Source organism: Paraburkholderia sp. AV2 (assembly GCF_054968425.1).
Map to the genome: position 1 here is coordinate 152,251 of NZ_JBANLK010000007.1, position 13,048 is coordinate 165,298.

The 13,048-nt window shown below is 66.1% G+C and carries 10 protein-coding genes; 6 read left to right on the forward strand and 4 right to left on the reverse strand.

Annotated features, from left to right (window positions below):
* Nucleotides 1-91: 91 nt before the first annotated feature.
* Nucleotides 92-994 (forward strand): choline sulfate utilization transcriptional regulator, encoded by a 903-nt coding sequence (locus tag V8683_RS08040; RefSeq protein WP_411192240.1) that lies wholly within the window; start codon nt 92-94, stop codon nt 992-994.
* Here the strand turns inward: V8683_RS08040 and betA are convergent.
* The 3 genes from betA to betI all read right to left on the reverse strand — a co-directional run bounded on the left by betA (nt 991) and on the right by betI (nt 4,949).
* On the reverse strand, nt 991-2,733 hold the full coding sequence (betA, locus tag V8683_RS08045; protein WP_411192542.1) for a choline dehydrogenase: 1,743 nt from the start codon (nt 2,731-2,733) through the stop codon (nt 991-993). The two genes, V8683_RS08040 and betA, sit on opposite strands and share 4 nt — an antisense overlap.
* A 130-nt stretch (nt 2,734-2,863) precedes the next feature.
* Nucleotides 2,864-4,330, reverse strand: a complete 1,467-nt coding sequence (gene betB, locus V8683_RS08050; protein WP_411192241.1) for a betaine-aldehyde dehydrogenase — start codon at nt 4,328-4,330, stop codon at nt 2,864-2,866.
* Between the two features lie 31 nt (nt 4,331-4,361).
* On the reverse strand, nt 4,362-4,949 hold the full coding sequence (gene betI, locus V8683_RS08055) for a transcriptional regulator BetI (RefSeq protein ID WP_411192242.1): 588 nt from the start codon (nt 4,947-4,949) through the stop codon (nt 4,362-4,364).
* 272 nt (nt 4,950-5,221) lie between these two features.
* On the opposite strand from betI, the gene fdhA reads away from it, so the two are divergent.
* Complete coding sequence (gene fdhA, locus V8683_RS08060; RefSeq protein WP_411192243.1) at nt 5,222-6,421, forward strand: formaldehyde dehydrogenase, glutathione-independent; 1,200 nt, start codon at nt 5,222-5,224, stop codon at nt 6,419-6,421.
* Nucleotides 6,422-6,488: 67 nt separating this feature from the next.
* Here fdhA and V8683_RS08065 read toward each other — a convergent pair whose 3' ends face one another.
* Nucleotides 6,489-7,508, reverse strand: a complete 1,020-nt coding sequence (locus V8683_RS08065) for a GlxA family transcriptional regulator (protein WP_462880615.1) — start codon at nt 7,506-7,508, stop codon at nt 6,489-6,491.
* A 492-nt stretch (nt 7,509-8,000) separates the two neighbouring features.
* Here V8683_RS08065 and V8683_RS08070 point away from each other — a divergent pair, with 492 nt between their 5' ends.
* The 4 genes from V8683_RS08070 to V8683_RS08085 all read left to right on the forward strand — a co-directional run bounded on the left by V8683_RS08070 (nt 8,001) and on the right by V8683_RS08085 (nt 13,046).
* Entirely contained in the window at nt 8,001-9,275 is a 1,275-nt protein-coding gene (locus V8683_RS08070) for a serine hydroxymethyltransferase (RefSeq protein WP_411192245.1), read from the forward strand.
* Nucleotides 9,276-9,326: 51 nt separating this feature from the next.
* Nucleotides 9,327-10,298, forward strand: coding sequence for a dipeptidase (locus tag V8683_RS08075; protein ID WP_411192246.1), 972 nt, complete (start codon nt 9,327-9,329; stop codon nt 10,296-10,298).
* Nucleotides 10,299-10,396: 98 nt separating this feature from the next.
* On the forward strand, nt 10,397-10,933 hold the full coding sequence (locus tag V8683_RS08080) for a DUF5943 domain-containing protein (RefSeq protein WP_411192247.1): 537 nt from the start codon (nt 10,397-10,399) through the stop codon (nt 10,931-10,933).
* A 49-nt stretch (nt 10,934-10,982) separates the two neighbouring features.
* Nucleotides 10,983-13,046, forward strand: a complete 2,064-nt coding sequence (locus V8683_RS08085; RefSeq protein ID WP_411192248.1) for an oxidoreductase — start codon at nt 10,983-10,985, stop codon at nt 13,044-13,046.
* Nucleotides 13,047-13,048: the final 2 nt, after the last annotated feature.

A 13,048-nucleotide genomic window follows, 5' to 3' on the forward strand; every position in this document is an offset into this window, starting at 1 on the left:
AATATGTCGGGTCATAATGCGCTCGTGAAGACCACGGCAGCTTATATCCGTATAAGGGAGCGTTATGTCCGGAGAGGAGCGTTTGCCTCCGATGCAGGCTTTGGCCGTGTTCGAGTCCGCGGCACGGCACGCAAGTTTTTCCGCCGCGGCCCGCGAGCTCGGGTCGACGCAACCCGCGGTCAGCCAGCGCATCGTGCAGTTGGAGGCTGACCTTGGGGTTCCGCTGTTTGAGCGCGGGCATCGCGGTGTCGTGCTGACGCCTCACGGGGAGCGGCTGTATGAGGCGGTGCGCGAGGGCCTTGCGACGATCCGCGAAGCCACTGTCGAAATCCGTGCGCGGCGGGCCGGCGGCGCACTGACGATTCTCACCGACGCGGGCTTCGCGACCTATTGGCTCATGCCGCGTCTTGCCGATCTGCGGCGCCTCATGCCCGATGTCGATGTCAGGATCGTCACGTCGCAACAGGGCTTCGACCCGCGTCGCGATCGTGCCGATGTCGCGATTGCGTTCGGCGATGGTGACTGGGCTCCCTGTACGTCTTCGCGTCTGTTCCAGGAGCAGGTGACGCCGGTGTGCTCACCGGGTTTTGCCGAGCGTCATTGGCCGGCGAGCGGGGCGGCCGGTCTGGTGACGTTGCCGCTGCTGCACGTGCAGCCCACCGAGCCGGCGCGCTGGATGTCATGGCGCGACTGGTTCGTCGCGCACGATCTGCCGGCGCCCGCCGATGGGCACGGGATCACGTTCAACAGCTATTCGCTGGTGATCGAGGCGGCAGTGATGGGCCAGGGCGTGGCGCTGGGCTGGACGCCGCTCGTGGACGGGCTGATCGCAACCGGCCAGTTGGTACAACTGATCGATACGCCTGTCAGGACGGCGCGCGGTTATTTCCTTGTGCGACCGCTGGCCCGGCCCGAGGCGCCCGCCGTGCCGCCGTTTCGCCGTTGGTTGTTCGATGCGTGCAATGCGGCCACGCGGGTCCACGGAGGCCTCTAGCGGGTTGGAACGGTTTCGGCGATCGCGCCTCGCCCGGCATCGGCGTTAGACATGTCTCGCGCCACGCCGCCGCGCGCCGGCGCGCCGTTCGCGACGTAATACGCGGCATGGGAGCGCGCGAGCGCCGGCCGGTTGCGAATGCGGTCGGCGATCTTCTCGGCGATCATGATGGTCGGTGCATTGAGATTGCCCGTCGTGATCTGCGGCATGATGGACGCGTCGACAATCCGCAGTCCCTCGACGCCATGCACGCGCCCTTCGGCGTCGACTACGGCCATGTCGTCGTATCCCATTGCGCAGGAGCATGAAGGATGGTAGGCCGTCTCGGCCCGGCCGCGCACGAATGCGTCGAGTTCGGCATCGGTCTTGTACTGCGCGCCGGGGTTCAGCTCTTCGCCGCGGAAGCGGTCCAGCGCGGGCTGGCGCATGATTTCGCGCGTGACGCGGATCGCGTCGCGGAACTCGCGCCAGTCGAGCGCTTCGGCCATATAGTTGAAGAGGATCGACGGATGCTGGCGCGGATCGCGCGAGCGCACCTTCACGCGGCCGCGGCTAGGCGAGCGCATGGACCCGACGTGCGCCTGGAAGCCGTGCATGCGGATCGCGTTGGTGCCGTTGTAGTTGATGGCGACCGGCAGGAAGTGGTACTGAATATTGGGCCACAGGTCGTCGTCGCGCGTGCGGATGAAGCCGCCGGCTTCGAAATGATTACTCGCACCGATGCCTGTGCCCCTGAGCAGCCATTCGAGGCCGATGGCCGGCTGGTTGTGCAGCAGCAGCGCGGGATACAGCGAGACGGGTTCCTTGCACGCGTACTGCATGTACATCTCCAGGTGATCCTGAAGATTTTGCCCGACACCGGGCAGATCGAGCACGACCGGGATGCCGAGTTCGCGCAGCCAGGCGCCGGGCCCGACGCCGGAGCGCTGGAGGATTTGCGGCGAGGCGATCGCGCCGCCGCACAGCAGCACTTCGCGGCGGGCGTGGGCCGTGACCGTGGTGTTCGAGTCGCCGTGCAGATACGCCACGCCGTTCGCGCGCTTGCCGCTAAAGAGGATGCGATCGGTCAGCGCGTGCGTGATGATGGTGAGGCCGGGGCGGCTGCGTGCCTGGTCGAGGTAGCCGCGCGCGGTGCTGGCGCGTCGTCCCTTTGCGGTGACGGTGCGGTCCATCGGGCCGAAGCCTTCCTGGCGATAGCCGTTCAGGTCGTCCGTGCGCGCGTAGCCCGCCTGCACGCCGGCCTCGACCATGGCCTCGAAAAGCGGATTGACACCGGGCTTGCTGGTGGTGACGTGCACGGGACCGTCGCCGCCGTGATAGTCGTTCGGCCCCACGTCGCGCGTTTCGGCCTTGCGGAAGTAGGGCAGGCAATCGCGATAGGCCCAGTTTTCGAGGCCGGAACGCCGCGCCCAGTGATCGTAATCGAGCGCATTGCCGCGGATATAGCACATGCCGTTGATGAGCGACGAGCCGCCCAGCCCCTTGCCGCGCCCGCATTCCATGCGGCGGTTGTTCATGTGCGGTTCGGGCTCGGTTTCATAGGCCCAGTTGTAGCGCCGGCCTTGCAGCGGGTACGCGAGCGCGGCGGGCATTTGCGTGCGAAAGTCGAAGCGATAGTCGGGACCGCCCGCTTCGAGCAGCAGCACCGAGACATCGGGGTCTTCGGTCAGCCGCGTCGCCAGCACGTTGCCGGCCGAACCCGCGCCGATGATGATGTAGTCGTACTCTTTGGCGACCATGCCGCGCTCCTTCAGGACATCGGCGGCGCCCGGGCCCGTGCGGCCCGCCGCGCCTATGATGATGGTGTTGTAGTCTTCCCTTGCCATGCCTTGCTCCTTCGCGGCGTCGGCATCGTCCGCACGTGGGCGCTCAGAACGCGGGCCGGTATGGCCCCAGCTCCACCTGAACCGACTTGAGCTGCGTGTAGTGCAGCAGCGTCGCAATGCCATTTTCGCGGCCGATGCCCGATTGCTTGTAGCCGCCCACCGGCATTTGCGCGGGCGACTCGCCCCACGTATTGATCCAGCAGATGCCCGCTTCGAGACGATGGATCACGCGATGCGCGCGGGCGAGCCGCTCCGTGACGACGCCCGCGGCGAGCCCGTAGTGCGTATCGTTCGCGCGCGCGACGACCTCGTCTTCGTCGTCGAACGTCAGGAGGCTCATGACCGGCCCGAAAATCTCGTCGCGCACGATCTTCATGTCGTCGCGACAGTCGGCGAACACGGTTGGCGGCACATAGAGGCCGCGCGCGAAATCGCCGCCGAGGCGCTCGCCGCCCGTCACGAGCCGCGCGCCTTCGCGCCGGCCGATTTCGATGTAGCCGAGCACCTTGTCGAGCTGCGCGGCGCTCGCCAGCGGGCCGAAGTTCGTGGCGGGATCGGTGGGCTGGCCCACGCGAATGCGTTGGACGCGTTCGATAACGCGCGCTTCGAACGCCGCTTGAATCGAGCGATGCACGAATACGCGCGTGCCGTTCGTGCAGACCTGGCCCGAGCTGAAGAAGTTTGCGGTCACGGCGATGTCGGCGGCGCGGTCGAGGTCGGCGTCGTCGAACACGATGAGGGGCGACTTGCCGCCCAGTTCCATCGTCACGTCCTTGAGCGAGGAGCCGCCCGCGAGCGCCATGACCTTGCGGCCCGTTTCGACGCTGCCCGTAAAGGAGATCTTCGCGATGTCCGGATGCACGCCGAGCATGGCGCCCACGCGCCCGTCGCCGTGCACGACGTTGAACACGCCGGGCGGCACGCCGGCTTCCCGATAGATCTCCGCGAGCTTCGTGGCGGTGAGCGGCGTGACCTCGCTCGGCTTGAAGACCATGGCGTTGCCCGCGGCGAGCGCGGGCGCGGACTTCCAGCAGGCGATCTGCAGCGGATAGTTCCAGGCGCCGATGCCTGCCGTCACGCCCAGCGGTTCGCGGCGCGTGTAGACGAACGAGTCGGCGCGCAGCGGGATCTGCTGGCCTTCGATGGCGGGGGCGAGGCCCGCGTAGTACTCGATCACGTCTGCGCCGGTGACGATATCCACCGTGCGCGTTTCGGCGAGCGGCTTGCCGGTGTCGAGGGTTTCGAGCCACGCGAGTTCGTTGTTGCGCGCGCGCAGCAGCTCGACGGCCCGGCGCAGGATGCGCGAACGCTCCATCGCGTCGAGCGCGGCCCAGACTCGCTGGCCTTCGCGGGCGGCGTGCACGGCGCGGTCGACGTCGGCTTCGCTCGCCTGCTGGCAGACCGCGAGCGTTTCGCCCGTGGCCGGATCGATCGTCTCGAAGGTCTCGCCGCTGGTGGCGTCGACATAGTCTCCGCCGATGTAGAGCCGTTGCAGGCCGTAGGGGGTCATCGTCAGGAATCCTTGTCTTGTGTCGCGTGAATCAGTCTCTGCCGCCTAGCAGCAGGTCGATGTACTCGTTGGCGAGGCGCAGGGCGGCTCGCGTGTCGAACACTCCTCCGGCGAGCGCGCCGCTCAGCCACAGGCCGTCGATCATCGCGGCGAGGCCGCTCGCGGCACGGCGGGCGCGGGCGCGTGGCAGCGCCCTGGTGAATTCCGCGCTGAGATTCGAGTAGAGCCGCCGGCGGTTGACGCGTTGCAGACGGCTTAGCGTGGGCTCGTGCATGCTCTGCGACCAGAACGCGAGCCATGTCTTCATGACGGGCCCGCTGACCTGCGAAACGTCGAAGTTCGCGGCGACGATCGCGCGCAGGCGCGCGCGCGGTTCGGCCTTCGCGGCCCGGCGCCGCCGCGTGGTGGCGGCCCACAGGTCGCGCAGGATGTGCCGCATCGTCGCTTCGAGCAGGCCGTCCTTGTCGCCGAAGTAGTGGCTCACGATGCCGGTCGAAATATTGGCGCGCTGCGCAACGAGAGCGAGCGTCGTGCCGGAAAGGCCCGCTTCGTCGATGGTCAGCAGCGTCGCGTCGATTAGCTGGGCGCGGCGCAGCTCGCGCATCCCGACTTTCGGCATGGTGTGTCCCCTGGGTGAGAGCGGCCAGATTAGCGGTTTTTTATTGAACGTTCAATCAACAAAAAATCGCTTTCGAAGCGTAGAACCCGGTCGTGTCGCATACGGGCAAACCGGCGTCGCGTTTTGCACATTCGGCTGGGCGGGCGGCGGGCTACCCTCGGCATGTCGGCCTGAATGCGTTTGCCGCAGGGCAGGTCGCGACGGGACGCAGGGTGGCAAGGCGCGTCGAATGCAACGTAGTTGACAACGTCAGTGGACATGGAGACGAAACGATGAGCAGCAATCGCGGTGTCGTATATGTAGGGCAGGGCAAGGTGGAGGTGCGGCCGATCGACTATCCGAAGATGGTCGATCCGCGCGGGCGCGCCATCGGCCACGGCGTGATCCTCAAGGTGGTGTCGACCAACATCTGCGGTTCGGACCAGCACATGGTGCGCGGGCGCACGACCGCCGAGGTCGGGCTCGTGCTTGGCCACGAGATCACGGGCGAGGTGATCGAAGTGGGGCGCGACGTGGAGACGCTGAGCGTCGGCGATCTGGTTTCGGTGCCGTTCAATGTCGCCTGCGGCCGCTGCCCGACCTGCAAGGAGCAGCATACGGGCGTGTGCCTGAACGTGAACCCCGCGCGAGCGGGCGGCGCTTACGGCTACGTCGACATGGGCGGCTGGATAGGCGGGCAGGCCGAGTACGTGCTGGTGCCGTACGCCGACTTCAATCTGCTGAAGTTTCCCGACCGTGATCGCGCGATGGAAAAGATCCGCGATCTCACGTGCCTTTCCGACATTCTGCCCACGGGCTATCACGGCGCCGTGATGGCGGGCGTGAAGCCCGGCGCGACGGTCTATATTGCGGGCGCCGGCCCGGTGGGCATGGCCGCCGCCGCTTCTGCCCGCCTGCTCGGCGCGGCCTGCACGATCGTCGGCGACATGAACGCCGAACGCCTGGCGCACGCGCGCGCCGTGGGCTTCGAGACCGTCGATCTTTCGCGCGATGCGACGCTCGGCGAGCAGATCGCCGCGATCCTCGGCAAGCCGGAGGTGGACTGCGCGGTGGACTGCGTGGGCTTCGAGGCGCATGGCCACGGTAGCCACGGCCAACATGAAGAGGCGCCGGCCACCGTGCTCAACTCGCTCATGGACATCACGCGCGTGGCCGGCGCGATCGGCATTCCGGGCCTGTACGTCACCGACGACCCCGGCTCGGCCGACGCGGCCGCGCGCAAGGGCAGCCTGAGCATCCGCTTCGGGCTGGGCTGGGCGAAGTCGCACTCGTTGCACACGGGCCAGACGCCGGTGATGAAGTACAACCGCAACCTCATGCAGGCGATTCTGTGGGACCGCTTGCCGATTGCCGACATCGTCAACGTGACCGTCGTGTCGCTGGACGAGGCGCCGGAAGGCTACCGGAAATTCGACGGCGGTGCACCGCGCAAATTCGTCATCGATCCGCACGGGCTGCTGAAAGCGGCATGAAGAGAGGGGCGCCATGCCCCTTGAACCTGCTGCTGTCCTGGGTTGTGCTGAGCCTGATACGACTCGATCAGGAGTGCAATGTAAGGCTATTGACAGTAGCGGGATTGACCGCATGCGCCATGGGCGCCACCTGCATGCGCCGCTCCTGCGTGGGAGCGGTGCCGAACGCGTCGCGATAGCTCTTGCTGAAATGGCAGGCCGATTGAAAGCCGCATGCCATCGTGATGTGCATGATCGACATGTCGGTCTGCAGCAGGAGTTCGCGCGCGCGGCGCAGGCGCAAGGTCAGATAGTAGTGCGTCGGGGTCATGCCGAGGTGTTCGCGAAAGAGCCGCTGCAACTGGCGCTGCGACATGTTCGCGAGCCGCGCGAGCTCTTCGCGCGAAAGCGGCTCTTCGATGTTGTTTTCCATCAGCGAGATCACCTCGAACAGCGATTTGTTCGCGGAGCCGAGGCGCGCGACGAGCGGCATGCGCTGCTGGGCGCTCGTGTCGCGCACGTGCTCGATGATGAACTGCTCGGCGATCTGCGTGACGCGCGCCGTCCCCACGCGCGGCACGATGAGATGCAGCATCATGTCGAGCGGCGCGACGCCGCCCGTGCAGGTGACGCGGTCGCGGTCGACGACGAAGAGTTCTTTCAGAAAGCGCGTATCGGGGAACTCCTCCTTCAGCGCCGACATGTTTTCCCAGTGGATCGCGCAGGCATAGCCGGCCAGCAGGCCGGCCTTCGCCAGCGCATAGGTGCCCGTGCAGAGGCTGCCGAGCGGCGTATCGGAGCGTGCGAACTGGCGCAATGCGGCCAGATGCGCCGGCTGCGTTTCGCGCTGCACGTTGATGCCGCCGCACACGAACACGATATCGGGCCGCCCCACGCATTCCACGGGGCCCGTATCCACCGAAAGCCCGTTGCTCGCGACGACGGGCCCGCCGGTCGGGCTGACGACCGACCAGCGGTAGAGCGTTTCGCCGCTCAGATAGTTGGCCATGCGCAGCACTTCGATGGCGTTCGTGAACGCGATCATCGTGAAGTTCGGCAACGGCATGAACGCAAAATGCGTCAACGAGGACGCGCGAGCCGGCGACATGATGCGGGAGGTCCTTCTGCTTTATGTGTGGGGACAGCGCGAACAGGTGCAGTGAGTGCGGTGCGCGGCTGTAGTCTCAAATTCTGCGCGTGGGTGCAACAAGCGTGCCATACGGCCAAACCCTGGCTAAACCCTGGTGCAAACCCAGGCGGGCTCGACGCGCCCGACCCTTTATGCGGAACCGGTACATCGATTGGTGCACTGCGGGTTGCACCGCGAGTGCACTGCGGCCGCGCACCCGCGCACGGTCGTGCGGCGGTTGCACGCAAACCGTGCCCGCCCGCCTTCACTTGTCGAAATTGGACGTGCATGGCGGAAATGGAAAAGAACGCGTCTGAATTCGTAAATTGACCGCTGCGGCGAAAGACAAGAATAGAGCCGTCGGTGAGGTGGTGAAACACGAGGCCAGTCGGGCGAAGCGCGCATCCGGCACAGCCACGGCGGCACTGCTTCCCATTACTAACGGACCCACGGACGCCAACGGAACCCCCCATGTCGAACGCCAACCCCTTCTTCGCGCAGTCCCTTGCAGAACGCGACGGCGCCGTGCGCCACTCCCTCCTCAAGGAACTGGAACGTCAGCAATCCCAGGTAGAGATGATCGCTTCGGAAAACATCGTCTCGCGAGCGGTGCTGGAAGCGCAGGGCAGCGTGCTGACGAACAAGTATGCGGAGGGCTATCCGGGCAAGCGCTACTACGGCGGCTGCGAATTCGCCGACGAGATCGAGGCGCTCGCGCTCTCGCGCATCAAGCAGTTGTTCGACGCGGGGTTCGCCAACGTGCAGCCGCATTCGGGCGCACAGGCCAATGGCGCCGTGATGCTGGCGCTCGCGAAGCCGGGCGATACCGTGCTCGGCATGTCGCTCGATGCGGGCGGCCACCTCACGCACGGTGCGAAGGCCGCACTCTCGGGCAAGTGGTTTAACGCCGTGCAGTACGGCGTGGACCGCGAGACGCAGCGCATCGACTACGAGCAGGTGGAGCGTCTCGCGCATGACCACAAGCCCGCGCTCATCATCGCCGGCTTCTCGGCCTATCCGCGCGAGCTGGATTTCGCACGCTTTCGCGCCATTGCAGACAGCGTGGGCGCGCGGCTCATGGTCGACATGGCGCATATTGCGGGTGTGATCGCGGCCGGCCGTCACGCGAATCCGGTTGAGCACGCGCACGTCGTCACCTCGACCACGCACAAGACGCTGCGCGGTCCGCGCGGCGGCTTCGTGCTGACCAACGACGAGGAGATCGCGAAGAAGATCAACTCGGCCGTGTTCCCCGGCCTGCAGGGCGGCCCGCTCATGCACGTGATCGCCGGCAAGGCGGTGGCGTTCGGCGAGGCGCTGCAGGACAGCTTCAAGATCTATATCGATGCCGTGCTCGCCAATGCGAAAGCGCTGGGCGAAGTGCTGACGGCGGGCGGCGTCGATCTCGTGACGGGCGGCACCGACAATCATCTGCTGCTCGTCGACCTGCGTCCGAAGGGGCTCAAGGGCAACCAGGTCGAGCAGGCGCTCGAACGCGCGGGCATCACCTGCAACAAGAACGGCATTCCGTTCGATCCCGAGAAGCCGACCGTGACTTCCGGCATACGCCTCGGCACGCCCGCGGGCACGACGCGCGGCTTCGGCGTGGCGGAGTTCCGCGAGATCGGCCGCCTGATTCTGGAGGTGTTCGACGCGTTGCGCGCGCAACCGGAAGGCGACGCGGCGACCGAACAGCGCGTGCGTCGCGAAATCTTCGCGCTCTGCGAGCGCTTCCCGATCTACTGATCGCGCGTCGAAACCGCGCGAACGACAACACGAACGAAGACGGAGTCAAGCATGAGCAACCTGCATGAGAACAGCATTGTCATCGACGGCCTGAACATCTCGAAGTTCGAGCGGCCGGTGTTCGAAGACATGAGAAAGGGCGGAGTGACCGCGGCGAACTGCACGGTCTCCGTATGGGAGAGCTTCGCGAAGACGGTGGACAACATCGCCACGATGAAGCAGATGATCCGCGATAACAGCGAGCTGCTGACACTCGTTCGGATTACCGACGATATTGCCAGGGCGAAGCGGGAAAACCGTACGGGCGTCATCCTCGGCTTCCAGAACGCGCATGCGTTCGAGGACAACCTGGGGTACATCGAAGCGTTCGCCGACATGGGCGTGCGCGTCGTGCAGCTCTGCTACAACACGCAGAACCTCGTCGGGACCGGCTGCTACGAGCGCGACGGCGGCCTTTCGGATTTCGGCCGCGAAGTGATCGCCGAAATGAACCGCGTGGGCATCATGGTCGATCTTTCGCATGTGGGCGGCAACACCTCGTCGGAGGCCATCGCATTCTCGAAGAAGCCGGTGTGCTACTCGCATTGCCTGCCCTCGGGACTCAAGGAGCACCCGCGCAACAAGTCCGACGCGCAGTTGAAGGAGATCGCCGACGCCGGCGGCTTCGTGGGCGTGACCATGTTCGCGCCGTTCCTCAAGCGCGGCATCGACGCGACCGTGGAGGACTATATCGAGGCCATCGGCTACGTGGTCAATCTGATCGGCGAAGACTCGGTGGGCATCGGCACGGACTTCACCCAGGGCTACAGCGTCGACTTCTTCGACTGGCTCACGCACGACAAGGGCCGCTATCGCCGCCTCACGAACTTCGGCAAGGTCGTGAACCCGGAAGGCATTCGCACCATCGGCGAGTTTCCGAATCTCACGCGCGCGATGGAGCGTGCCGGCTGGAGCGAGACGCGCATCCGCAAGATCATGGGCGAAAACTGGGTCCGCGTGTTCCGTGACGTGTGGGGCGCCTGAGCGCTCCCCTCTTTTTCACTCGACGGCCTGAAAACAAGGTGCCGCCGGCGTGCTCCGCCACGCCGGCGCAGGCATCGCTCACCCTACGGAGTCCCCGCATGCAACCGCAACTGCCCATCGACGTCGATGCCGAAACCGGTGTCTGGAAGACCGACGCCCTGCCGATGCTCTACGTGCCCCGGCATTTCTTCACGAACAACCACACGGCCGTGGAGGAAGCGCTCGGGCGCGAAGCCTACGCCGAAATTCTGTACCGGGCCGGCTACAAGTCCGCGTACCACTGGTGCGAGAAGGAAGCAAAGCAGCACGGCCTCACCGGCATGGCCGTGTTCGAGCATTACCTGAAGCGCCTCTCGCAGCGCGGCTGGGGCCTCTTCAGGATCGTCGAGGCCGACCCGGCCGCGTCCCGCGCCACGATCGAACTGCGGCACTCGTCGTTCGTGCTCGCACAGCCCGGCAAGGAAGGCAAGCTCTGCTACATGTTTTCCGGCTGGTTCGCGGGAGCGATGGACTGGGTGAACGATACGGCGGCCGGAAGCGCCGCCGCGGCGCCGCGCGCACAGTCGCGCGAAGTGCAGTGCGCGGCCGAGCACCACGCGTGCTGCCTGTTCGAAGTCTCGCCGATCGCGCACTGAGGCAGACGAGCCGTTTTTTCAACTGTATTTCGCGCAAGAGGCGCCCGCGATGCGTTATCCCAATCTGTTCAAGCCCATGACGCTGAATCAGCTAACCCTGCGTAACCGCATTGTCAGCACCGCGCATGCCGAGGTCTACGCCGAGCCGGGCGGGCTGCCCGGCGATCGCTATATCCGCTACTACGAGGAGAAGGCGAAGGGCGGCGTGGGCCTTGCCGTGTGCGGCGGCTCGAGCCCGGTGTCGATCGACAGCCCGCAAGGCTGGTGGAAGTCGGTCAACCTCGCGACGGACAAGGTGATCGATCCGCTCGCGCGCCTCGCCGAAGCCATGCATCGTCACGGCGCGAAGATCATGATCCAGGCAACGCACATGGGCCGCCGCACGGCCTTCCACGGCGAGCACTGGCCGCATCTGGTGTCGCCCTCGGGCGTGCGCGAGCCCGTACACCGCGGCAACGCCAAGATCATCGAGGTCGAGGAAATTCGCCGCATCATCGGCGACTTTGCGGCTGCGGCGAAGCGCGTGAAGGACGCGGGCATGGACGGCATCGAAATTTCGGCTGCGCACCAGCATCTGATCGACCAGTTCTGGAGCCCCCGCACGAATCATCGCACCGACGAATGGGGCGGCAGCCTGCAGAACCGGCTGCGCTTCGGCGTGGAGGTGCTCAACGCCGTGCGCGAAGCGGTGGGCCGCGACTTCTGTGTCGGCCTGCGCATGTGCGGCGACGAGTTTCACGAGGACGGGCTCGATCACGAGCAGTTGAAGGAGATCGCCCACGCGATGGCGGAGACGGGCCTGATCGATTACGTCGGCGTGATCGGATCGGGCGCGGATACGCACAACACGCTGGCGAACTGCATGCCGCCGATGGCGCTGCCGCCCGAGCCGTTCGTGCATCTCGCGGCCGGCATCAAGTCGGTGGTCAAGCTGCCGGTCATGCATGCGCAGAGCATTCGCGACGCGGGCCAGGCCGAGCGCCTGCTCGCGAGCGGCATGATCGACCTCGTGGGCATGACGCGCGCGCAGATCGCCGACCCGCATATGGTCATCAAGATCCGCGACGGCCGCGAGGACGAGATCAAGCAGTGCGTGGGCGCGAACTACTGCATCGACCGCCAGTACAACGGCCTCGACGTGCTGTGCGTGCAGAACGCGGCCACCTCGCGCGAAGCGACGATGCCGCACGTGATCGAGAAGTCGCGCGGTCCGCGCCGCAAGGTAGTCGTGGTGGGCGCGGGGCCGGCGGGGCTCGAAGCGGCGCGCGTGGCGCGCTCGCGCGGCCACGACGTCGTGCTGTTCGAGAAGTCGGACGCCGTGGGCGGCCAGATCCTGCTGGCGGCGAGGGCGCCGCAGCGCGAGCAGATGGCCGGCATCGTGCGCTGGTTCGACATGGAAACGAAGCGCCTTGGCGTGGACCGGCGCCTTGGCGTGGCAGCCGACGAGAAGACGATTCTCGCGGAAAAACCCGACATCGTCGTGCTCGCCACGGGCGGCAGCAGCTTTACGCAGCAGGTGCCGGACTGGGGCGTGGAAGCGGGGCTCGCGGTGAGCTCGTGGGACATTCTTTCGGGGCGTGTCGAGCCGGGGCAGAACGTGCTGGTCTACGACGGCGTGAGCACGCATGCGGGCGCCGGGGTGGCGGATTTCATTTCGAGCCGCGGCTCGAAAGTGGAGATCGTGACGCCGGACGTCAAGGTGGCCGACGACGTGGGCGGCACGACTTTCCCCATCTTCTATCGCCGGCTCTACGCGCAGGGCGTGATTCACACGCCGAACTACTGGCTCGACCGTGTTTATGAAGAAGGCGGCAAGAAGATCGCGGTGCTGCGCAACGAGTACACCGAGGAACAGGAAGAACGGGCCGTCGATCAGGTCGTGATCGAAAACGGCGTGACGCCGAACGACGCGCTGTACTGGTCGCTGAAGCCGGAGTCGGTGAACCGCGGGCAGGTGGACGTGCAGCGGCTTTTCGCGGCCGAGCCGCAGCCGTGGCTTGCCGAAACGCTCGGTAACGGACGATTCCTGCTGTTCCGCGTGGGCGACTGCATCTCCATGCACAACATTCACGGCGCCATTTACGATGCGCTGCGTCTTTGCAAGGACTTCTGACG